The 21896-nt window shown below is 32.4% G+C and carries 23 protein-coding genes; 16 read left to right on the forward strand and 7 right to left on the reverse strand.

Translation table 11 applies throughout. The features are described from left to right. Window positions 1-2: 2 nt before the first annotated feature. Entirely contained in the window at window positions 3-1064 is a 1062-nt protein-coding gene (locus ACZ5N4_RS05945) for a M28 family metallopeptidase (RefSeq protein WP_464208045.1), read from the forward strand. Window positions 1065-1205: 141 nt separating this feature from the next. Here the strand turns inward: ACZ5N4_RS05945 and ACZ5N4_RS05950 are convergent, their stop codons facing one another. The 3 genes from ACZ5N4_RS05950 to ACZ5N4_RS05960 all read right to left on the reverse strand — a co-directional run bounded on the left by ACZ5N4_RS05950 (window position 1206) and on the right by ACZ5N4_RS05960 (window position 3453). Continuing rightward, the gene (locus ACZ5N4_RS05950; protein WP_464208047.1) at window positions 1206-1400 is read right to left on the reverse strand and encodes a hypothetical protein; all 195 of its coding nucleotides are present in this window, start codon (window positions 1398-1400) and stop codon (window positions 1206-1208) included. A gap of 241 nt (window positions 1401-1641) precedes the next feature. Continuing rightward, entirely contained in the window at window positions 1642-2646 is a 1005-nt protein-coding gene (locus ACZ5N4_RS05955) for a sodium:calcium antiporter (protein ID WP_464208049.1), read from the reverse strand. Between the two features lie 192 nt (window positions 2647-2838). Beyond that, window positions 2839-3453: a manganese efflux pump gene (locus tag ACZ5N4_RS05960; protein ID WP_464208051.1), complete on the reverse strand. Its 615-nt coding sequence runs from the start codon at window positions 3451-3453 to the stop codon at window positions 2839-2841. Between the two features lie 239 nt (window positions 3454-3692). Between ACZ5N4_RS05960 and ACZ5N4_RS05965 the strand changes: the two genes are divergently transcribed. The 4 genes from ACZ5N4_RS05965 to ACZ5N4_RS05980 all read left to right on the forward strand — a co-directional run bounded on the left by ACZ5N4_RS05965 (window position 3693) and on the right by ACZ5N4_RS05980 (window position 7065). Then, entirely contained in the window at window positions 3693-4034 is a 342-nt protein-coding gene (locus tag ACZ5N4_RS05965; RefSeq protein ID WP_464208053.1) for a DUF805 domain-containing protein, read from the forward strand. A 138-nt stretch (window positions 4035-4172) separates the two neighbouring features. After that, window positions 4173-4916, forward strand: a complete 744-nt coding sequence (locus ACZ5N4_RS05970; RefSeq protein ID WP_464208055.1) for a Bax inhibitor-1/YccA family protein — start codon at window positions 4173-4175, stop codon at window positions 4914-4916. Between the two features lie 54 nt (window positions 4917-4970). Continuing rightward, the gene (locus ACZ5N4_RS05975) at window positions 4971-5687 is read left to right on the forward strand and encodes a response regulator transcription factor (protein ID WP_464208057.1); all 717 of its coding nucleotides are present in this window, start codon (window positions 4971-4973) and stop codon (window positions 5685-5687) included. Beyond that, complete coding sequence (locus tag ACZ5N4_RS05980; protein WP_464208059.1) at window positions 5659-7065, forward strand: sensor histidine kinase; 1407 nt, start codon at window positions 5659-5661, stop codon at window positions 7063-7065. Before ACZ5N4_RS05975 ends, ACZ5N4_RS05980 begins: the two co-directional genes overlap by 29 nt. On the opposite strand, the gene ACZ5N4_RS05985 is transcribed toward ACZ5N4_RS05980, so the two are convergent. Both ACZ5N4_RS05985 and cooS read right to left on the reverse strand, forming a co-directional pair. Continuing rightward, entirely contained in the window at window positions 7062-7247 is a 186-nt protein-coding gene (locus ACZ5N4_RS05985; RefSeq protein WP_464208061.1) for an iron chelate uptake ABC transporter family permease subunit, read from the reverse strand. The genes ACZ5N4_RS05980 and ACZ5N4_RS05985 overlap by 4 nt on opposite strands. Window positions 7248-7297: 50 nt before the next feature. Further along, complete coding sequence (gene cooS, locus ACZ5N4_RS05990; RefSeq protein WP_464208063.1) at window positions 7298-9190, reverse strand: anaerobic carbon-monoxide dehydrogenase catalytic subunit; 1893 nt, start codon at window positions 9188-9190, stop codon at window positions 7298-7300. 517 nt (window positions 9191-9707) lie between these two features. Here cooS and ACZ5N4_RS05995 point away from each other — a divergent pair. Together ACZ5N4_RS05995 and ACZ5N4_RS06000 are read left to right on the forward strand one after the other, a co-directional pair. Further along, on the forward strand, window positions 9708-11102 hold the full coding sequence (locus ACZ5N4_RS05995; protein ID WP_464208064.1) for a L,D-transpeptidase family protein: 1395 nt from the start codon (window positions 9708-9710) through the stop codon (window positions 11100-11102). A gap of 169 nt (window positions 11103-11271) precedes the next feature. Then, window positions 11272-11883, forward strand: a complete 612-nt coding sequence (locus ACZ5N4_RS06000) for a DUF2238 domain-containing protein (protein ID WP_464208066.1) — start codon at window positions 11272-11274, stop codon at window positions 11881-11883. A 128-nt stretch (window positions 11884-12011) separates the two neighbouring features. Here ACZ5N4_RS06000 and ACZ5N4_RS06005 read toward each other — a convergent pair whose 3' ends face one another. Further along, the gene (locus tag ACZ5N4_RS06005) at window positions 12012-12434 is read right to left on the reverse strand and encodes an OsmC family protein (protein ID WP_211141279.1); all 423 of its coding nucleotides are present in this window, start codon (window positions 12432-12434) and stop codon (window positions 12012-12014) included. 131 nt (window positions 12435-12565) lie between these two features. On the opposite strand from ACZ5N4_RS06005, the gene ACZ5N4_RS06010 reads away from it, so the two are divergent. The 6 genes from ACZ5N4_RS06010 (at window position 12566) to ACZ5N4_RS06035 (ending at window position 16396) form a co-directional block, all read left to right on the forward strand. Further along, window positions 12566-13468: a LysR family transcriptional regulator gene (locus ACZ5N4_RS06010; protein ID WP_464208068.1), complete on the forward strand. Its 903-nt coding sequence runs from the start codon at window positions 12566-12568 to the stop codon at window positions 13466-13468. Between the two features lie 29 nt (window positions 13469-13497). Then, window positions 13498-13620 carry a hypothetical protein gene (locus ACZ5N4_RS06015; protein WP_464208070.1) on the forward strand — a complete coding sequence of 41 codons (123 nt, stop codon included), beginning with the start codon at window positions 13498-13500 and terminating at the stop codon, window positions 13618-13620. Window positions 13621-13680: 60 nt separating this feature from the next. After that, complete coding sequence (locus ACZ5N4_RS06020) at window positions 13681-14139, forward strand: MarR family winged helix-turn-helix transcriptional regulator (RefSeq protein ID WP_464208072.1); 459 nt, start codon at window positions 13681-13683, stop codon at window positions 14137-14139. A gap of 2 nt (window positions 14140-14141) precedes the next feature. Further along, window positions 14142-15332, forward strand: a complete 1191-nt coding sequence (locus tag ACZ5N4_RS06025) for an MFS transporter (protein WP_464208074.1) — start codon at window positions 14142-14144, stop codon at window positions 15330-15332. Window positions 15333-15404: 72 nt separating this feature from the next. Next, window positions 15405-15668 (forward strand): cupin domain-containing protein, encoded by a 264-nt coding sequence (locus ACZ5N4_RS06030; RefSeq protein ID WP_464208076.1) that lies wholly within the window; start codon window positions 15405-15407, stop codon window positions 15666-15668. 92 nt (window positions 15669-15760) lie between these two features. Then, window positions 15761-16396, forward strand: coding sequence for an oxygen-binding di-iron domain-containing protein (locus tag ACZ5N4_RS06035; protein ID WP_464208078.1), 636 nt, complete (start codon window positions 15761-15763; stop codon window positions 16394-16396). Window positions 16397-16422: 26 nt separating this feature from the next. On the opposite strand, the gene pdxR is transcribed toward ACZ5N4_RS06035, so the two are convergent. Next, complete coding sequence (pdxR, locus tag ACZ5N4_RS06040; protein WP_464208080.1) at window positions 16423-17847, reverse strand: MocR-like pyridoxine biosynthesis transcription factor PdxR; 1425 nt, start codon at window positions 17845-17847, stop codon at window positions 16423-16425. A gap of 250 nt (window positions 17848-18097) precedes the next feature. On the opposite strand from pdxR, the gene ACZ5N4_RS06045 reads away from it, so the two are divergent. From ACZ5N4_RS06045 to ACZ5N4_RS06055, 3 genes are all read left to right on the forward strand, one after another. Next, window positions 18098-18973 carry a LysR family transcriptional regulator gene (locus ACZ5N4_RS06045; RefSeq protein ID WP_464208082.1) on the forward strand — a complete coding sequence of 292 codons (876 nt, stop codon included), beginning with the start codon at window positions 18098-18100 and terminating at the stop codon, window positions 18971-18973. Window positions 18974-19264: 291 nt separating this feature from the next. Next, a complete protein-coding gene (locus ACZ5N4_RS06050; RefSeq protein ID WP_464208083.1) occupies window positions 19265-21505 on the forward strand; it encodes a heavy metal translocating P-type ATPase in 2241 nt (746 codons plus the stop codon). Between the two features lie 34 nt (window positions 21506-21539). Then, on the forward strand, window positions 21540-21755 hold the full coding sequence (locus ACZ5N4_RS06055; protein WP_464208085.1) for a heavy-metal-associated domain-containing protein: 216 nt from the start codon (window positions 21540-21542) through the stop codon (window positions 21753-21755). Window positions 21756-21896 lie beyond the last annotated feature (141 nt).

Genomic DNA, 21896 nt, shown 5'->3' on the forward strand with positions numbered 1-21896 from the left:
ATTTGAATAAGCATATAAAGAATTGTAGATATAAAACTATTGGGGGGATTACTATTAAAAATATATTAAAATTAGGTGCTATCTGTGCTATAACTATAACTTTTACGTTCTGTTCTTATACTTCAATCATTAAGCAATCTACTCAAGGTGATGGACAAGTAGCCCAATCAACACAGGTTCAAACTCCTGTAAAAATTCCGAATACTAAAGAAATTGTGAACACCTTATGCTCAGATGAATTTCAGGGAAGGCTAACTGGTTCAAAGGGAAACGAAAAAGCTGGAGAGTATATTGCTAAAATTTTTAAAGATATAGGACTAAATCCTCTATTTGGGAATAGCTATTATGAAAAGTATTCTCAAAAGATTGCTAGCACTTATCGAGGTGATGAAAAGAATGCTAAAACTAAGACCGTCAACAATATTGTTGGGGTTATAAGAGGTAAGGATAGTAAAAAGGCAGTAATAATATCAGCTCATTTTGATCATTTAGGATATGTTAATGGAAAGATTAATAGAGGAGCATTAGATAATGCTTCTGGTATATCAGCTTTGGTAGAGATAGCACATATATTAAAAGAAAAATCAAAGGATAAACCTTTTAATATGGATATAGTTCTATGTGCCTTTAATGGAGAAGAAGAATTTATGGAAGGAAGTCGAGCCTTTGTACAGGACATCAAATCTAAGCACTTATATAGTAGTAGCTTATACAACATTAACATTGATTGTATAGGAGCTAAAAATGTAGGGAAAAACCTTGCTCTGCATAATGAAAGCAGGTTATCTGAGAAACTATATGACGCTGTAGAGTCTACCTTTAAAAAGAATAATATTAGCTTTGCAGACTCCAAAGTACAAGGTGGAAGTGACCATTTCAGTTTTCAAGCTGAAGGCATACCTAATATTTTTATAGTGCAAGAAAATATAGAAAAATTAGCTAATAAGCCTACAGATACTCCAGACATTTTAGACTATGACCAAATAGATAAAATTGCAAATGCTATATGTGATTTTGTAGAGGCAAATGATGGGGTAGAATTTCCGAATTGGAGAAGTAATTAAAATAACTGTGTATAAAGAAGGAACAGTCACAATGGATTATGCTGCTCCCTCTTGGCTTTTCTAAAGTTCTTGCCCTTTTTTATGAATTTATGTAGTATTTGTAGTGTAATTATTATAGCGTTGCTTCGAAGTTTAAGAACATTACGACTTTTTCTCTTTATGCTTAAACCACAACATTGTAAATATAACAATAAATATAAAAGAGATTGCTATTGCTATTCCCTTGTATATATTTATACCTATTTCTATTATTGACAGCACACTGCTAATAAATATGGCAAAACATAATATTCCTAGTCTAATAATTATTTTATAATATGTTAGATTGCTATTCATTTTTAGACTCTCCTTTCTATATTATATTTCGCCATAGCCTATTGTTCCATTACAGCCCCCAAAAACATTAGTTAAAATATACTATGATAAATTTGGGAATAATGTTACTTATCTTATATGAAACTCATCTTCCTTACGTCTGAGGAGTACTCACTGAGTAAGCGACCATATTAAAATCGAAGATTTTGAATGCCTGCTTAAGATTTCGGTTCTCTGCCTAAAAAGAGGTAATGCATACAGGTTAAAATGCATTACCTTCTATTAATAAAAATCCTATAATAAAAATAACATATAAAAGAGCGTTTAAAGATAGCTTTTTAGCAGACAAACAACCTATTTTTAAAGTTGTCCATATAGCTATAATAGCCCCAAAGGTTACTATAGCTGAAAGCATAAGTGACTTATCAAAGATCCATGGAGTGAAAATGATACCTAATGCACTTGGGACTGTGGCTTGAATCATCATAGAACCGCTAATGTTTGCAATTGCTAAATTTTCTTTACCTTGTTTTACCCATATAAATACATTTAATATTTCAGGCAGTTCTGTAGCAATTGGACTTAACAATAAAGCAACCAAATGGGGTGACATTCCAAGGGAAATGCTTAGGGCATCTAAATTATGCACAAATAATTGTGAAGCTACAAATATAAAAATCAGTGATATGATAGTTTGAACTAGAATCAATGATTTCTTAGGATTTATGCTTTTAGAACTAAATTTCAACGGCTCAAGTGCTTCTGCTACATCTACTGTATCTACGCTCATTTCTTTATAAAAATAAATTGCATAAGCTATTAGAAATAAAAGCCCTAACCATGGCTTAATAGTAAAAGCAAGAAGTCCTAGTCCTATCTTGAATATAAAAATAAACATAAACCAAATTTGATCCCTTGCTAATTTTTTTACATTAACATTAATACAGCTTCCCATTTTTCTTCTACCACTAAAAATGATTATACAAATACCAATAACAGCATATCCGATTGTACTTAATACAAGAGGTCCTCCTAAGGCTGCACCAACTCCAATGTCTTTTTGACTTGCATTTACGCCAAAAACTACAGCTATGAAAGTTACAATGCTCTCAGGCAAAGCTGTACCGAAAGCTGCAAGCACGGAACCTACTGCACTTTGAGAAATATTAAATGCTTTACCTACCCATTCAATTCCGTTTACAAACAGTTCGCAACTAAAATAAATTAATAGTGCTGAAGCAATCATAATTAAAATTGTTGTAATCATACTTGTCCTCCTTTGAAAATAAAAAGACTTTTAGCGTATTTTAAATACGCTAAAAGTCTCGTTTCACATTTTTGCGGATATTGCCAGGCTTTTAACCAATATGTTGACAATATCTATCAAACTACTCCCTTTTAGGTGAGTTATTTTTATTAACTGATATTTATTTGTAAGATAACTCAAAAATAAGAAATATTAATTAAGGAATTCAACTATACCAAGTATTATTAGCAATACGCCTGAAATTAATGGTGCATATTTACCAAATAATTTACCCAATACATGATTACCTACAGCTTCACCAAGTATAATTGTAAGAATACTTAATATAAATGTAAATACCACTGTAAATTGAATACTAACTCCTGTTATACTTGCTGCTACACCAGTTCCTAAGTTGTTAAAGGTTAATCCGAATGCTACAATGAGAGCTTCTCTTATATTTATATCACCAGAGTTGTCCAAATCTGATTTCTCAGCATATTCAATCATGTCAGTAATATCTTTTAAAGCAAGTTCTTTTGATTTCTTATTATTTATAAGTTTTATTATGCTTTGGATTACAAAATATACCCCCAATATAATAATAGCTCCAGCACCTAATGAATTTGCTACAGTATGAGGTAAGAATTTTGATATATAAACTCCAAGTGACATAGATAAAAATGTTCCTGTAGATGTTATAGCTGCTATTATAAAATTTGAAATTATTCCTATCTTTATTTTCTTTATTCCATAAGCAATACCTACAACTACATTATCTAAGTTAGATGACAAACTAAACAATAATGCAGATAAAATTAATGCCATATATGATCTCCTTTTTTCATTCTTCCCGTTTTAGTATATGACTTTTAAATTTTAGTGTGATTAAGAACTCAGATAAAATTAAAATTTCATTTCAATAACAACTAAAGTAATATCTAAATCTTAAGAAATCTTAAGAATGTCTTAAGTGTATTCATAGATTGAGCTGCTATCATTGATATTGTAAAAATAAGTTTTACTAATTTTTTAAAACGAAATAAAATAATAAAGGAGAGAATTATATGTTAAATTTTTTTAATTTCAATGGAAGAGTCAATCGTTTGATTTATGCTATCTATTTTTTAGTGGGAGGCTTTCTTTCAAGTATTACAGGGATTGTGCTAGAAAATACTAATAATACATCCTTGGGAATTATTAGCGCGTTTATTTATGCCATTATTGGGATAAAACTCGTTTTGATTAGTATTCAAAGATTTCACGACATAGAAAAGTCAGGTAAAAATGTTTGGTGGCTATGTCTACCAATTATAAATATTTACTTTGTAATTGTTTTACTTTTTAAGAAAGGAACAAATGAACCTAATAAATTTGGAGAAAATCCACTACAAATTGTAAAAAAATAAATTGTTAGATTTAATATTCTTCACAATGTTGCATTAAAAGCAAATGAACATTGTGAAGAATATATATTGTAAAATCTAATTTTATATGTAATTATAGTACATATAAATTTTACTGAAAAACAAAGTGGAGGGACTTATATGATAACAAGAAGTATTTTTTTAGAAAAAGGTTTTAGAAGAGTTGAAGCGGAAAACTCTACAGAGTATATGACATATACAGGTACAGTAAATAAAAGTATATTGCTTTTAACACTACTATTTTTATCAAGTGGAATTGCTTGGTATGTATTTCAGACTAAGCAAGAGAAAGCTATAGCATTCATGATAGTTTGTGGACTAGTAGGTTCTTTATTAGGAGTAATAACTTCCTTTTTTCCAAAAATTTCAGTAGTTACTGCACCTATATACACGGCGTTAGAAGGAACATTGCTTGGAGTAATTTCTGCTTTTTTAGAAAGTGCAGTTCCTGGAATAGTAACATCTGCTGTATTAACAACTTTTGCCGTTTGCATTGCTGTTCTAATGCTATTTAAATCTAAGCCAAGCATTGCTCATAAGCTTAGAAATTTTATAATTATTGCAACCATGTCTATAGCGTTTTTATATGTGTTAAATAGTATTTTAGGTATAGTAGGGTTATCTGTTCCTTTTCTTAATGATATGGGTCCAGTGGGTATTTGTATAGATTTATTTATTATACTTATTGCAGCAGGAAATCTTTTATTAGATTTTCAGCTTATATATGAAGGAGTAAACAACAATGCTCCCAAATACATGGAATGGTATGCTTCCTTCGGTATTATGCTTACACTAGTATTAATGTATACAAAAATATTAGAACTATTATTTAAATTATTCGGCAAAAATCTCTTAGACAATTAGTCTAAAAGAAAAAATGCTTATTGGATTTTGTCCATTGAAAAGGAGGAACATATTATGAAGCTTCAAATTCTAATAGCGGAGGACGAAAAAGATATTATAGACTTGCTGAAGCTATATTTAGAAAAGGAAAACCTAGAAGTAATTCCTGCATATAATGGCGAAGATGCTTGGAATATTATTGAAAATCAAAGAATTGATTTAGCTGTTTTAGATATAATGATGCCTAAACTTAATGGTTTTGAGCTCACTAAAAAAATTAGAAGCAAGTATGCTATCCCAGTTATTATTTTGTCTGCTAAACAAATGGATAATGATAAAATATTAGGATTAGATTTAGGAGCAGATGATTATATAACAAAACCTTTTAATCCTTTGGAAGTATTAGCGAGAATAAAATCACAGCTAAGAAGATGTTATAATTTAAGTAATGATCTAAATATGAAAAATGTAAAAAATGTATTAAAGGTAGGAGAGCTTATATTAGATGAAGATGCTTTTAAGCTTACTAAAAATAGTATTGAAATCATACTAACACCAACAGAATATAAAATACTCCACTTACTTATGAAATCCCCTGGTCGTGTATATACTAAAAGCCAAGTAATGGAGAATATCAGCAATGGTTATTTTTTAGGAGATGACAATATTCTAATGGTTCACATTTCTAAATTAAGAGAGAAGATTGAAGATAATCCTAGAAATCCAATATATATTAAAACTATAAGGGGGATTGGCTATAAAATTGAAAAGGAATCAAACATCACAAAATAATAGATTCTATACCACTCTTATAAAGAATTATATTTTATTTACACTAAGTACTATACTTATAATAATTATTGTTTCATCTATTGGTATATTTAAGCTTACAGGATTTTTAAGTTTATCTGATGAAAATATATCTTCTCAAATACCATTATTAGAAAGAGGACAATATGAAAAAATAGATATTAGCTCAATAGAAAAAGAAGAGGGCTGGATTGAAATACTAGATAAAAATTACAAAGTAATATATGCAAAAGGAAATGTAAAAGAAAAAAGAAACTCATATACTAAAACAGAATTAGAGGCTATTACAGCACCAGAGACTCTTCCATATCACACTAGCAAGCAAGAATTCAAGAGCGATACTGGGGAAAATTTAATTCTACTTTCTAAAATACCAACAGAAAAAAGTAACATCGAAACTACAAATAATTTTAAAAGCAGTATCTCCCAATTATTTGATATATTTCTAGCGCTTTATGTTGTTAACATTATGTTGTTTGTGTTGTGGTTAAATAAAAAAGTAAAAAAGCCTCTTGATAAAATTAATAATGCTATGACTTTTTTCACAGAAAGCAACGAAGAGACATACCTTAATTACAAAGGTGAAGCGGAATTTGCACAAATATGCAATAGCTTTAATATTATGGTTAAAAGACTGAAAACAGTAGAGAAAGAAAAGAAAGTAATAGAAGAAAGTAAACAAAAGATGCTTGCAGATATTTCACATGATCTAAAAACGCCTATAACCACTATTCAAGGCTATGCAAAAGCAATTTCAGAAGGTTATGTAACTAATACAGATGATATAAATAAGTATTTAAATATTATATATCAAAAATCTACTAAAGTAACAGATCTAATTAATCTTCTATTCGAATATGTAAAACTAGGTCATCCAGACTTTAAGCTTAACTTAGTCATAGAGGATTTAACGGAATTTATAAGAGAAATCATCGCTGAGAACTATGAGTATATTGATGATAAAGGATTTATATTGGAGTTTGATATACCAGATAAAGTACTTCCTTTTTATTTAGATAAGAATCAATTGAAGAGAGCTTTTTATAATCTTATATCGAACAGCATAAAGTATAATACCCCCGGAACAACTATTAAAATAATTTTGGAAGATGATGATAATGACTATAGAATCATTGTTTCAGACAATGGTACTGGAATACCTGAGGAAATAGTAAATGATATATTTGTACCCTTTGTAGTAGGAGATGAAGCAAGAACTACTAACAGTGGAACAGGTTTAGGACTTTCCATTACAAAACAAATAATAGAAAAACATGGTGGTAAAATTAATTTACTTTCTCCTAGGGACAGTGAATATAAAACTCAATTTGAAATAAGAGTTCCAAAGCCTAAAAATTAGTAGTTCGCCTTTTTAATAAGCAAATAAGCAAGAAAAGGCGCACCTACAAAGGAAGTTATTATGCTAATAGCGATCTCTGCAGCACTTATGCTTCTTGCAATTGTATCCATGGAAAGCATAAAAATACCTCCAAGTCCTGCACAGAAAGGAATGAGATTTTTATGATAATATTTTGGCAGCATATAATTTATTTAATAGAAAGCAGGCACTTAGAAATGCCTGCTTTAAAATCTTAAATATTTATTTTTTTACGTTTTGCTTCTATTCTTTCAAGCATTTGTTCAGCTGCTTTTTGTGGATCAGTTTCTACATAGAATTTAGCACCGTAGTCTTCTTCCATCTTATTTAATAGGTAATCTGCAACAAATGGGGAGCCTGTTACAGGAGGAACAACTCCTAGCCAAGCATCTATACCGCTTCCTACTACGTAAGTTCCTATAGCTACAGCTTTTTCTGACATCCACTCTGGAGCAGCACCAACTACTGGTAAGTCACTGATATCTACTCCTAAATGATTTGCTAGCTCACCAACAAGTTGTAAATTACGGCTGATATCAACACAGGAACCTTGATGAAGAATTGGCGGAATATCTAATAAACCACATACAGTCTTAAGTCCAGGACCAGCGAGCTCTTTTGCTTCTTTTGAAAGCAATCCTGCTTTTGCTGCCGCATGAGCTGCACAACCAGTAACAACAACTATTACATCATGAGCGATGAGATACTTCATCATTTTTACTGTAGGTTCATCATGTGGAACCTTTGGATTATTACAACCAACAAAGGCAGCTGCACCTCTGAGGGTACCAGATAGTATAACATCTGCAAGAGGTTTAACTGTTTGCATAGGGTCTATGTTTGAATTAACAACTTTGTCAAGACCATCTACTATAGCTTCCGTACTAAATCCAACTAAAGCATCGCATTTTTCATTAGGAATTAAAACATTATCCCTATTTCTATTTTTGTAATTTAAAACAGCTTCTTTTATTATTTCTTTTGCAGAGTCATATGGTCTGTGTTCTTCAAACTCAATATAGGTTGAATCTGTTATTTCAGCTTTTGGTGAAGTTGTTATGAATTTTGTATGATAAGATTTTGAAAGCTTTGCAAGGGATGGCATTATACATTGAACATCAACTATTACCGCTTCAACTGCACCGGTTATTACTGCAAGCTCCTGTTGTAGGAAGTTTCCTGCCATCTTAATACCATGTCTCATTGTTATTTCGTTTCCAGTACAACACATACCGCAAACATTTATTCCATCTGCTCCTTGAGCTTTTGCAAGAGCAATAAGTTCAGGGTCTTCAGATGCTGCTACAATTGATTCTGAAAGTGATGGTTCGTGACCATGTAATATAATATTAACTGAATTAGTTTCTAATACACCTAAGTTAGCTTGGGTTTCTACTGGTGATGGAGTTTTGAATAAAATATCACTAATTTCAGTTGCTATATAAGAACCACCCCATCCATCTCCAAGAGATGCTCTCATTGACATGTTGAGAAGATTTTTAGCATCTCCTGAACATCCAATGTGAGTTGAGTGCATTATACTAACTATATCTTTATCAATTGCTCTTGGAGTTACACCAAGTTTGTCCCAAACTTCTTTTCTCTTTTTAGGTAGAGCTGAAGAGAAAATTAAGTTTCCATGAGGTTTACCAAACTCATTCAATGTAGCTGCAGCTACATCATGTGCTACATCATAAATATCTCTTCCTTCAGTCTCAATACTATATTTTTTGGCAACAGATGCAAGTTTCTTCTCATCTCTTATATTTATTTGTCCATCTCTTGATGCATTCTCTAGATAAAGACATAGTGATCTACCGTGATCTGAGTGAGATGCTGAACCAGCTGCACACATTCTTGCGAAGTTCCTTGCAACTATAACATCTGCTGTAGCTCCACAAATACCTCTTTCTACTCCCTTTCCAGGAACTGGGCTTACTCTACAAGGTCCCATAGCACAGTTTCTACAGCATACGCCTGCTGAACCAAAACCGCATGGTGTCTTCATAGCATCTTTTCTATCCCAGGCAGTTTCCACACCATCTTTTTTTGCTTTTTCAAGAAGCTGATCCTCAGCTGCTTGTATTAATAATCCTCTGTCTTCCATTAATAAAACACCCTCCTTGTTTTATAATCTGCAATGGTTTACAACATTGATTATAATTTTTTTATTTATGATAGATTTAACCTTAGCTTAAAATTGCTTGCCTACTAAAGTTAAAAAATTAACATAATAGGGGCAAAGGCAACAACTCTTTAACCAAGGTAAAATAGATCATAAATTAGGGTTTTAGGATTTTAGGGCTAAATAATGAACTTTTTTCAAAATTCACTTATCTTATTTTGATATTCTGATAAGAAGGTCATATCAAAATTTAATTTTATTTTACCTATGATTACGAGAATGCTGGAGTTCCCCCTAATACATTACAATTAAATTATACGATAGATATTTAAATTTGATAAACAACTTAAATTTAGGCTCATACAACTAAAAGTTATTATGAGAATCAAGCTACTATATATATTTTAATTACAAAAAAATTTTAGAATAATTGTCTTAGATATCAACATTACCACATAGAATGAAATGTATGATTTATTTATAGTGATATATGAAGGGGATGGACATCACGGAAAAAGAAAAAAATAAACGCAGTAAAGTTATAATAGGAATTATAATTTCTATTTGTGCTGTACTTATTGTATATTTTAGTATGGCAACATATTTCATGAATCATTTTTATTTTGGTTCTGAAATTAACTGTATTAATGTTTCAGGTAAAACTGTAGAGGAAGTAAAAGCACAGATGGTAGATGAACTGCAGAACTATACTTTGAATCTAAAAGAGCGGGGTGGCAAAAGCGAACAAATTAGAGGTAGTGATATTGGGATAAAGTATAATTCAGGAGGAGAGTATAAGAGTTTTAAAGATAAGCAGGACCCTTTTAAATGGGTGCTAGCAGCCTTTAATTCAGAAGATTCTAAGATGACAGATGAGCTCTCATATGATACAAAACTATTAAAAGAAAGAGTAGATAAACTTTCTTGTTTTCAGACTAATAATATAATAGAACCTAAAAATCCTAGTTTTAAATATACGGATAAAGGCTATATAATTGTAAATGAAGTAAATGGAAACAAGGTTAATAAAGATATTTTATATGATCATGTGGCAAAGGCAATACTTAAAGGGGAAACTACAGTAGACCTGGAATCAATTAATTGTTATGTCAAGCCAAAATATACTTCGGAATCCCCAAAAGTTATCGAAACTAAAAACATTCTTAACAAATATATATCTTCAAAGATTACCTATGCTTTTGAAGAACGTAAAGAAACTATAGATAATTCTATAATAAATAAATGGCTTAAAGTTAATGAAAATCTTGAGATTACCTTCGATAATAAAGAAATGAAAAATTATATGAATGCATTTTTCAATACCTATAATACTGTTGGTAAAAGGAGAAACTTTGTTACATCTTCAGGAAAGACAATAAGTATTGGCGGTGGTGATTATGGATGGTTAATCAATGCTGATAAAGAAATTCAAGATTTGTGTGCAGCCATTGAGAAAGGAGAAACAATAACAAAAGAACCGACATACGCCAAAAAGGCCTTATCTCGTGGCAATAATGATATTGGAAACACCTATGTAGAAATAGATATAACAAATCAACACTTATGGTTTTATAAAAATGGTTCACTAATAGTACAAGGAGATGTTGTTACAGGTAATGTAAGCAGTAAGCACTCAACACCTCAGGGTATTTATAGTTTAAAATATAAACAAAGGAATACGGTATTAAGAGGCCCGGGTTACAGTTCTCCGGTTGATTTTTGGATGCCATTTAATGGAGGAATTGGAATTCACGATGCAAGCTGGAGAGGTGAATTTGGAGGTAATATTTACAGAACAAGTGGGTCTCATGGTTGTATAAATTCACCATACTATTTAGCAAAAGGGATATTTAATAATATTGAAGAGGGGACTCCAGTTATTTGTTATTATTAGATTCAATATAAATTTAATATAGCAAAAATGAGGATGTTTCTAAAGATGGAAAGCTAGCTAAAGTACAGATCTCTATGTTTTTAAGGCATAGAGGTTAGTTTGTTATTTAATTAAAATATGTTTTTTAGGGTATAATAATTGCAAAAGCCTGTTAGTTAGGAGATATATAATGAAAAAGTACATGGAATATGACACAATAATTACTTATATATTTTATATATTATTAGCCATTACATTAGTATGGGATATATTCGCCAGAGACGGTGGAAAAGTATTTAGAATTGGACTAATTTATATAACTATATTTATAGTAAGATTGTTATTTAATAAAACATTTTTAAAAAAGTCTAAAGCAGCTTATGTATTAGCACTGATCTTTATATTTTTTTCCATGTATTTAGCAAATGTAATGGATTTTTATAGCATACCAAATTATGATAAATTACTGCATTTGGTATCTGGAGGGTTATTAGCATTTTTAGGATTGATTATATATATTTTTTTATGTGGTAATAAAGAGAATCTGACAATGAGACCTATAGCTATGGTTGTATTTCCGTTACTATTTGCCATTGCATGTGCAGGAGCATGGGAAATATGGGAGTTTACAACAGATCAGATTTTTGGATTTACAGCACAAAATAATAGTCTTCATGATACTATGTGGGACATTATTTGTGGAACTGTAGGTGGAAGCTTTTCATGCTTTTTTATGTATCTTTATATAAAAGGTAAGAATATACGAATTGTAAAGATGATAATTAAGGATATGGAAGATTAGATAAAAAAATTTACGATCAATAATCAATGAAAAAAAGTGTGTTCCAAAGCTAAGTTCCTAGTTTTGAAACACACCTATTTTTTAAGTTCGAGCTAGATATAAGATAACCTCAAGATGGCATGTAAAACTTATTCTTCAATGAGATTAAAATCCCAAGTGATATTAGATTTATAAGTATTTGCAACACCACTTTCAACTTCAAAAGCAATTTTAAGTACATCTTCTATCATTTCAGATGTCATGCCCTTTCCTTTTATGTTATATAAAAGGTTAATTTTTTCTATAGGCTTTGGAGCCACTGCTCCTCTTTCTCCACTAACAGTGACTTCGTATTCTGAAATTTGAGCACCTCTAGCCTGAAGCATTGCAACTGTGTCTACGCTTGTACATGCTGCAACTGCATGAAGAAGTATTTCAATTGGCTTTGGCCCTAGAACCTTTCCATTATTCATTTCTGCAGGACCAGACAACACAAATTTTGCTCCCTCTGGAGTTGTGCCTTCAAATGCCACTCCTTCTCCAAGCCATTTTATTACTCCATTTAACATCATAATTAATTCCTCCTATATTTACAGTATGGTATGTGTTTAATTAAATAGTAACTCATGGCACTGGAAAAGAAAAATTGATATAATAAATCATAATCATATGAAAAATCTATGGATGAAGAAGGGATGACAATATGGAATTTCGCCAACTTAACACATTCGTTACTGTAGCAGATCTAAATAGTTTTACTCGAGCGGCAGATATACTTGGATACACTCAACCAACTGTCACATCTCAGATACAGTTGTTAGAGAGTGAACTAGGAGTTCGTTTATTTGAGCGGATTAGGAAGAATATTTCCCTTACTCACGAAGGGGAAAAACTTCTTGTTTATGCAAGACAGATCGTTAATCTGTGTGAAGAGGCAAAGAATACAGTGAAAGATCATCCAGTTCCAAAAGGAGTTGTGACTATAGGAGCATGGGAATCCTTATGCACAACACGAATACATAGTCTTCTCAAGGAGTTCTATTATAAGTTTCCTGACATTGAAATTATATTAAAAACTGTCAAATCTACGGAGTATGAAGAACTTTTACTGGATAACCAGATTGATGTTGCCTTTTGCTTGGATCGTATGATAACAGGTTCCGATTTTATCGTTGAACTGGCTATACCTGAGCCTTTAGCGTTACTGGTAGAACCAAATCATCCTCTTGCAAAGCTCCCTGATGTATATCCTGAAAACATCGTTGACTATCTTCTTATTTTAGCGGAGGAAGGCTGTAGCTATCGGAGAGCAATTATGACCATATTTAGCGATTGTGGGCTGGCTCCCGATTCAATTATGGAAATCGAAAGTATCCAAGCTATGAAACAGCTTGCAATCAACGGTTTAGGAATCATATTTCTGCCTAAAGTTACAGTTGAAGAGGAATTATCAAAAGGTCAGCTTGTTGAAATGAACTGGCGTGGCCCTTCTTTTGAATTCTTGACTCAAGTAATCTACCATGAGGACAAGTGGATGTCGCCTGCTTTACAAACTCTTTTAAATATGACAAAGGAGCTCCTTCCAATTCAGTATTGCCAGAAGTAATATTGAAAAACAAAAGACTTCACTACAAAATGCAGTCTTTTTTGTTTAGTAGGAATTTAAAAAAGTTAGCTTTAGATGCAAAAGTAGATTTTATAGGGCTGATGAATCCAGAGATAAAAACTCTGCAAGTTCTAAGGCTTATGACTGCTTGACAAATATACATGCTATATATATAATTGCTATAGCAAGTACTTTCGGAAAGGAGAGTTAAAATGCAACTTAATGATTATATAGGATTTATCTTTAACAATGCTTCTCGAAAATTTAATCAGTTTGCAACGAGTTTTTTTAAACCTTACGATTTAACACCGGAACAGGCGGGAATCATTCGAAGGTTGGGAGAGCAGGAAGGCATAAGCCAAAAGGAATTATCTATACGAATGGCGAAAGACCAGACAAATATAACCAGGTTATTGGATCAACTGGAGAAAAAGAAACTTGTAAGAAGGGGACCTAATAAGGAAGATAGAAGATCATTTCTAGCGTATCTAACAGAAAGCGGAAAAGAAATGAATGAAAAAATAATGCTAATAGAATCAGAGATTATGGAAATCGTATTTAAAGGTCTGTCTGAGGAAAGAATAACTTTATGGAAAGAAGTAATAGAAGAAATAGCGGGAAATATAAACGCACATAATAAAGTTAGTTCCAATAATGAAATGGAGCAATAAATATGAAAGAACATAGGTTATGGAGTAAGGAATATATATATATTTGTATCAGCAGTTTTTTCTTATTTATGACAATGTACTCTCAAATGACAGTACTTCCTTTATTAGTTATCAATGGATTGAATGGAAGTGGTCAGCAGGCAGGTCTTACTATGACCATGTTTCTGCTTGGGTCAGTGATATTCAGGCCCTTCGCCGGAAAATGGATAGATGAACTCGGAAGAAAGAAAATGCTGCTCATCAGTCTTTCCTTGTTTTTAGCCGCCAGCATCATGTATATTGAAGTAAAGAGTCTTTCTAGTTTGCTAATATTACGATTTATCCATGGTATTGGCTTTGCCTTGGCCAATACTACACTTTATACTGTTGTTGCAGATCTCGTTCCTGAAAAACGCAGAGGAGAGGGCCTTGGGTATTTCGCTACATTTATGAACTTGGCAATGGCAATTGGTCCTTTTCTAGGACTTACTATGATAGCAAGCAGTAGCTTTAACTTATTCTTTACCGCCACTGCAATATGTGCTGTATTATCTTTTTTATTTGGAAATATCCTTCGTATTCCTAAAACCTTAGGAAAGGTTATGATACAGGAGTACCAAGGACTGAAAAGATATTTTGAACTGAATGTTCTGGCAATAGCCCTTGCTAGTTCATTTGTATCCTTTGCTTATGCAGGAGTATCTACTTTTTCTTCAATATATGCAAAACAGATTGGGGCTTCAGAGGTCGCGGCCTACTTTTTTGTAAGTTATGCTATAATGCTTATATTATCTAGGCCTTTTGTGGGAAAATTATTCGATCGTTCCGGGGCGAATACAGTTATTTATCCGGCATTTTTCGTTCTTATAGTAGGAATTATTAGCTTGGCACTGGCAAAAGGGCCCTTTATGTTTCTGGCCGGTGGTGCAATTATCGGAGTAGGCAATGGAACGCTTTACTCGTCCCTTCAGACTATGGCAGTAAGTGTATGTCCTGTAAACCGCAGAGGGGTTGCAACTTCAACATATTTTTTGATCTATGATACGGGTATGGCTGTAGGAGCCTTTATCCTTGGAATGATAGCAGCTCATACAAACTACCATTTAATGTACTTTATATCTGCTTTAATCGTATTGATTTCAACACTGTGCTATTATACTCTATGTCATAGAAAGATTAATAGCATAGACAATCATACGCAACGGGCAGCTTAAACATAACATTAGATTTAAATATAATAAAATATTATTTTTAAAATCAAAATTTCAATCAAAGGAGGAATAATAATGAATTTAGAAAATATTAAGGAATCAATTGTAACTAATGTATATCACATTCCTGCGGATAAGAAGGTAGCTTTGCACAAACATCCAAAGCATGATGAAATTTTCTACTGCATCAAAGGTGAAGGTTTTGGTGTGCTGGAGGATAGAGAAGTGGAATTGACAATAGGTAAGGCTTTTATTGTTCCTGCAGGAGAAATGCATGCTTTACGCTTAGATAGTAATTTGTATGTTAGCTCATTTTTGATTCCTGTTGTTGAAGAATAAAACTATATACGTTATCAATGCCTATATGTTAGTTGTACAAAATAATAATAAACTTAAAATTTATATTCTAATTAGCAGGAGGAGGTAAACAAATGTCAAGTATTTATGAAGATTTACATCAATTTAGTTCTTACGTACCACCTATAGATCTTACCTTTCATCAGTACCTTTTACTAGCTGATGAGTCTGTATTGGTTCATACAGGCAGTGTACAGCAGGCGGAAGCTTTGATTCCTCAGCTGAAAGAGGTTCTTGCTGGTAGAACACTAAAATATATTTTTATTTCACACTTTGAATCAGATGAATGCGGAGGTCTGTCACTAATATTAAAGCATTTTCCTGAAGCCAAGCCAATCTGTTCGGAAGTTACAGCAAGACAGCTAAGCGGCTTTGGTATTACAAATGATACAATAATTAAAAGACCAGGAGAAAAACTGATTTCTAATGGCTTTGAGCTTGAATTCATCAATTATCCATCTGAAATGCATCTTTGGGAAGGTTTATTGCTCATGGAAAACAAGCGTGGAATATTCTTCAGCAGCGATTTAGTGTTCCGCTTTGGAAATGCACAGGGTACAGTAATAGAAGGTAATTGGCAAACAGAAATAGAGAATATTACACCGCAGCAAGTATCGGACCCTCAGCAAAGAGCGCAGCTTCAGCAGACTTTAGCGCAATTAAATCCTAAATTCGTGGCTACTGGTCATGGCCCATGTCTTAAATTTTAGCATATAATTTTAAAGACTACTGTGAGTTAGACACAGTAGTCTTTGTATTTACTATTACCACCAAACCAAGCCTTATTCAAAAGTTTAACAGCTGGTTCAATCTCATCTAATGTTATTCCTCCAAAGCCCAAGACAACAGTGCTGTCCAAACTATTCTCAGGGCATTTCCAGTACTTTGATGTAGGATATACTTTTACACCTGCCATATACGCTCTCTCAATTAGTTCCTTTTCCGACATAATTCCTTTTACTTGTATCAAAAGGTGAAGACCGGCATTCATACCATAAATAGTAATTTTATCTCCAAATTCTTTTTTTAGATTTTCAACTAATGCATCATGTTTTTTCTTTTGCATTCTATTGGTTTTTCTAATATAACTTTCCCAGTGTCCCTCTTTCATAAAAAGCTCCAGAGTTTTTTGAATAACAAAGGGAACAGAAGATGGATAGCCATCAAACATCCTAGTAAACTTGTCTACCATATCTTCAGGAAGAATCATGTATGATAAACGAAGTGTAGGAAATAAAAATTTTGAAAAGCTTCCTATATATACAACTTTATCGCTGCAAAGAGATTGAAGAGATTGCACTGGTTTTGTGTTATACCTGAGATGACAGCTATAATCATCTTCAATAATTATTGAATTATTTTTAAGTGCCCACTCTATGAGCTCAAGTCTTCTAGAGATAGGCATTATAATTCCTAAAGGGTACTGATGTGATGGAGTAACATAAACAGCTTTAGCATTTGTAAAGCTTAATTCCTTCACATTTAGACCAGAGGAATCCAGCAAAATAGGCTTTACATCAAACCCATGATTTTCTAGTGTAAGACGGGTTATATGATGTCCTGGTTCTTCCATTGCAACTGTGGTAGTAGTGCCTCTGATAAGCTGACAGAGCATACTTAAACAATAGTGTACACCAGATCCAATAAAAATTTGATCTGGTGTGCACTTTACACCACGGTAATATTGAAGATGTTTTAATATTTCTTCTCGAAGTGAAAGTTCTCCAAAAGTTGGACCATAGATTGTCATTTCATCAGTAAAGTCTCTCAAACACTTATTTGTGAGTTTTTTCCACTGCTCTATAGGCAGCTCAAATTGATTTAGTTTTCCATATTTAAAATCATATTGAATCAATGTGTCCTGATTATCAGTTACTGCAGGCTTCTCATAAAAAGTTTCTCTTGTAATATGAATAGATGAAAGATCCAAGTTTTCAACATAGTATCCATTGCGTGGCTTGCTAATTATATATCCTTCTGAGTATAGCTGATGGTAAGCCATATCTACAGTATTTCTGCTTATACGTAAATCAGTGCACAGTTTCCGACTTGATGGAAGTTTGTCACCAGACTTTAAGTCACCACTTAAAATTTTCTCTCTAAACTGTTGATATAACTGAATATATAGTGGAACGCCAATTTTATCATTTAAAACAAACATAGACTCACTTCCTTTTGACTTGAAAACTTTCATTAATTTAGAGGATTATCTTTATATATTAATAATTTAACGTACTATTTTGGATTATGTCAAATAAATATTTAAATTTTCAAGTAGTTGGCCTCGTTGTTTTTGTAAAATCTGGCACTTTTATATATAAGAGGAGTATTTTACAATAAAATTATGTTAAATTTTTAATTAAGAATTTCACAAGCGATTGTAAAAGGTATATAAAAAGGTGGTGTAATAATTGGACATCAAACAATTAAAGTATTTTTTACAGGTTTGCAAACATAAAAGTTTTTCAAAGGCTGCTAAAGAGATTTATATTACCCAACAGGGGTTAAGCAAGGCAATTAGCAATTTGGAAGAAGAGATTCAGTATCCTTTATTTTATAATACTACTAAGGGGATCAGAATAACAAAATATGGAGAATATTTACGAGAACAATCAGAGCATATTGTGCAGGAGTTTGATTTAATTTTGGAAGGGCTCGATAAAATGGCCAACATCAATGAGGGAACTTTAAGGGTGTGTTTTTCCTTTGGGGTTCTTAATGCACTGTCACCGGATATTATCCCAGGCTTTTGTGAAGCTTATCCCAACATTGAATTAATTGTAAAAACTTATCCAGATTCAATTTGTGAAGAAGTTGTCATGAATGAAAATGTAGATTTAGCACTTTCAATTGGTCCTATTAACAAAAAAAATTTTCATTCTACTATTATCAAAACGCAGTATCCTTGTATTCTAGTAAATGAAAAAAATCCTTTGTCAGAAAAGACAGCAGTTGACTTCAGTGATTTGAAAGATGAAAAGTTAATTATTCTTAATGAAAAATTTCATTTTTATCATAACTTCCTTGACAAATGCAAAGAGTCAGGTTTCGAACCAAATATAGTTTTTACTACTTCAGAAGTTATCACTGTACACAAATTAAGCCATCTTAATAAAGGCACAGGGGTTAGCGTGGACTTTATTACTAATGATATTAGTTATCCAAATGTTTATTCAATTCCTTTCAAAGATCCTTCTTTTGTGTGGGAGATCTGTTTAATAACTAAGAAAGACCGGTTTACGTCCAATTTAGTAAAGATATTTACAAATTATGTTCTAAGTCATTAAACTTTAAAATTTTTTATTGAAATAAAATTTAAAAAGAGTTATAATTTAGCCACACCCCCAGGGAGGGGGTGTGGAGATTGCTTTTCAAATTGCTTAAAGATTGATATGCAATTAAAAAGTATAGCTATAAACCATTATTGAGTTTTTTATTAAAATAATCCAATAATGATCTATAAAAAAGTACTACCCCTGGGGCGTGGGGTGATAACTGAATATTAAATACAAAAATATAAGGAGAGGATAGAGTTATGTTCAAAATTATTAATAGACTAAATAAAGGGGGAAGAGGTAATGACAAGTAAAGTCTTAAAAATAGAAGGAATGACCTGTGCATCCTGCGCTAAGGCTGTTGAAAGGGCATCAAGAAAACTAGATGGTGTTTTAGAGGCAAATGTAAATTTTGCTACAGAAAAGCTAAGTGTAAGTTTTGAACCTTCTAAAGTAAAGTTATCAGATATAAAAAAGGCAATTGAAAAGGCAGGATATAAAGCACTAGAAGAAGAGACTACTGTAGATACAGATAAGGAAAAGAAAGAAAAAGAAATAAAAGCACTATGGAATAGATTTTTAGTGTCTGCTATATTCGCAGTTCCGCTGCTTATAATAGCAATGGGGCCAATGATTGGTGAGAAATTAGGATATATGCCTCCGCCAGCTATTGATCCAATGGATCATCCTCAAGTATTTTCTATAATACAACTACTTTTAGTATTACCTATAATGGTTGCTGGAAGAAAGTATTTTACTGTAGGGTTTAAAGCATTGTTTAAAAGAAGTCCAAATATGGATTCTCTTATAGCTATAGGTGCATCTGCTGCATTCCTATACAGTGTTTTTGCAGTATACCAAATACTTCTAGGTAATTTAAATTATCACTTATATTTTGAATCAGCAGGTACCATACTTGCCCTTATTACTTTAGGTAAATATCTAGAGTCTGTTGCTAAGGGAAAAACCTCAGAAGCTATAAAGAAGCTTATGGGACTTGCACCAAAGACTGCAACAATAATTAGAGAAGATAAAGAAGTAGAGATATCTATAGATGAAGTTGAGGTTGGAGACATAATTGTAGTAAAACCTGGTGAAAAAATACCTGTAGATGGAGAGGTAACAGAAGGAATTACCGCAGTAGATGAATCCATGCTTACAGGTGAAAGTATACCTGTAGAAAAAAGTGCTGGGGACAAAGTCATTGGAGCAAGTATAAATAAAAATGGTTCTATTAGATATAAAGCTACTAGAGTTGGTAAGGATACAGCATTGGCTCAAATTATTAGATTAGTAGAAGATGCCCAGGGGTCTAAGGCTCCAATTGCAAAATTAGCAGATGTTATATCAGGATATTTTGTACCGGTAGTAATAAGCTTAGCTACAATTGCTGCTTTAGCTTGGTATATATATGGTGAAACTGGAGTATTTTCACTTACGATATTTATATCAGTATTAGTTATTGCATGTCCTTGTGCTTTAGGGTTAGCAACACCAACTGCTATTATGGTAGGTACCGGAAAAGGTGCTGAGTACGGTGTACTTATAAAAAGTGGTACTGCGCTAGAAACAGCACATAGAATTCAAACTATAGTATTTGATAAGACTGGAACTATAACTGAAGGCAAGCCTAAGGTTACGGATATAATTACAACCCAAGGTACAGATGAAAGCTACTTGCTTCAATTGGCAGCCTCAGCAGAAAAGGGGTCAGAGCATCCACTAGGAGAGGCAATAGTTAAAGAGGCCGAAAATAGGAAGGTTGGGCTAAAAAAACTTGATCTATTTAAGGCTATACCAGGGCATGGAATAGAAGTTACTATAGATGGCAATAGAATTCTACTTGGAAATAAAAAGCTTATGGATGAAAGTAATGTTTCATTAGAAAACTTAGAGGAGAAATCACAGGCTCTAGCTGGAGAAGGGAAAACTCCTATGTATATAGCCCTTGAAGGAAAACTCATTGGGATAATTGCCGTAGCAGATACAGTTAAAGAACACAGCAAGAGAGCTATAGAGAAGCTTCATTCTATGGGAATTGAAGTAGCAATGATAACTGGAGATAACAAGAAAACCGCAGAAGCAATAGCAAAGCAGGTTGGTATAGATAGAATACTTGCAGAGGTTTTACCTCAGGATAAGGCAAAAGAAGTTAAGAAGCTTCAGAGTGAAAACAAAAAAGTTGCTATGGTTGGAGACGGTATAAATGATGCTCCAGCATTAGCGCAAGCAGACATAGGAATAGCTATAGGGTCTGGTACAGACGTAGCAATGGAATCCGCAGATATAGTTCTAATGAGAAGTGACTTAATGGATGTAGTTACAGCTATAGATTTAAGTAAGAAAACTATAAAAAATATTAAACAAAATCTATTCTGGGCTTTTGGCTATAACACCTTAGGCATACCAGTAGCTATGGGAATACTGCACATATTTGGAGGACCACTTTTGAATCCAATGATAGCAGCTTTAGCCATGAGTTTAAGCTCAGTATCAGTTCTAACAAATGCTCTAAGATTGAAGGGCTTTAAGCCATCAATATAGTATATAAATTTAAAAAATGAAAGGCGGAATAATTATGAAAAAAAGAATAGTTATTGAAGGAATGAAGTGTGGAAATTGTGTTAAACATGTAAAAACAGATTTAGAAGAACTTAGAGGAGTAACTAGTGTAGTTGTTGATTTAGAGTCTAAAACTGCAGTAATTGAAGCTAATAGTGATATTCAAGACAGCGATATAAAACTTGCTATTAAAGATGCACGTTATGAAGTTGTTAGTATAGAAGAAGCTTAATAAAGTGATACAATTAAGTTAATAATATTTAAAGAGTATGGTCATAATGTTGGTCATACTCTTTAAATATTATCAATTTTGATATAGAGCTTATAAAATATGTACATATAATAAAAGTTGATTTTCTTCTCATATTAGTGC

Source organism: Clostridium nitrophenolicum (assembly GCF_055391695.1).

Excerpts from the sequence above, each read along its gene's own strand:
- ACZ5N4_RS05960 (WP_464208051.1), bottom strand. The coding sequence starts at position 3,453 with ATGGCATTAATTTTATCTGCATTATTGTTTAGTTTGTCATCTAACTTA.
- ACZ5N4_RS06025 (WP_464208074.1), top strand. The coding sequence starts at position 14,142 with ATGAAAGAACATAGGTTATGGAGTAAGGAATATATATATATTTGTATC.
- ACZ5N4_RS06035 (WP_464208078.1), top strand. The coding sequence starts at position 15,761 with ATGTCAAGTATTTATGAAGATTTACATCAATTTAGTTCTTACGTACCA.
- ACZ5N4_RS06005 (WP_211141279.1), bottom strand. The coding sequence starts at position 12,434 with ATGATGTTAAATGGAGTAATAAAATGGCTTGGAGAAGGAGTGGCATTT.
- ACZ5N4_RS06010 (WP_464208068.1), top strand. The coding sequence starts at position 12,566 with ATGGAATTTCGCCAACTTAACACATTCGTTACTGTAGCAGATCTAAAT.
- ACZ5N4_RS05955 (WP_464208049.1), bottom strand. The coding sequence starts at position 2,646 with ATGATTACAACAATTTTAATTATGATTGCTTCAGCACTATTAATTTAT.
- ACZ5N4_RS06015 (WP_464208070.1), top strand. The coding sequence starts at position 13,498 with ATGCAGTCTTTTTTGTTTAGTAGGAATTTAAAAAAGTTAGCTTTAGAT.
- pdxR (WP_464208080.1), bottom strand. The coding sequence starts at position 17,847 with ATGTTTGTTTTAAATGATAAAATTGGCGTTCCACTATATATTCAGTTA.
- ACZ5N4_RS05995 (WP_464208064.1), top strand. The coding sequence starts at position 9,708 with ATGGACATCACGGAAAAAGAAAAAAATAAACGCAGTAAAGTTATAATA.
- ACZ5N4_RS05975 (WP_464208057.1), top strand. The coding sequence starts at position 4,971 with ATGAAGCTTCAAATTCTAATAGCGGAGGACGAAAAAGATATTATAGAC.
- ACZ5N4_RS06055 (WP_464208085.1), top strand. The coding sequence starts at position 21,540 with ATGAAAAAAAGAATAGTTATTGAAGGAATGAAGTGTGGAAATTGTGTT.
- ACZ5N4_RS06050 (WP_464208083.1), top strand. The coding sequence starts at position 19,265 with ATGACAAGTAAAGTCTTAAAAATAGAAGGAATGACCTGTGCATCCTGC.
- ACZ5N4_RS06020 (WP_464208072.1), top strand. The coding sequence starts at position 13,681 with ATGCAACTTAATGATTATATAGGATTTATCTTTAACAATGCTTCTCGA.
- ACZ5N4_RS05970 (WP_464208055.1), top strand. The coding sequence starts at position 4,173 with ATGATAACAAGAAGTATTTTTTTAGAAAAAGGTTTTAGAAGAGTTGAA.
- ACZ5N4_RS05950 (WP_464208047.1), bottom strand. The coding sequence starts at position 1,400 with ATGAATAGCAATCTAACATATTATAAAATAATTATTAGACTAGGAATA.
- cooS (WP_464208063.1), bottom strand. The coding sequence starts at position 9,190 with ATGGAAGACAGAGGATTATTAATACAAGCAGCTGAGGATCAGCTTCTT.
- ACZ5N4_RS06030 (WP_464208076.1), top strand. The coding sequence starts at position 15,405 with ATGAATTTAGAAAATATTAAGGAATCAATTGTAACTAATGTATATCAC.
- ACZ5N4_RS06000 (WP_464208066.1), top strand. The coding sequence starts at position 11,272 with ATGAAAAAGTACATGGAATATGACACAATAATTACTTATATATTTTAT.
- ACZ5N4_RS05965 (WP_464208053.1), top strand. The coding sequence starts at position 3,693 with ATGTTAAATTTTTTTAATTTCAATGGAAGAGTCAATCGTTTGATTTAT.
- ACZ5N4_RS05985 (WP_464208061.1), bottom strand. The coding sequence starts at position 7,247 with ATGCTGCCAAAATATTATCATAAAAATCTCATTCCTTTCTGTGCAGGA.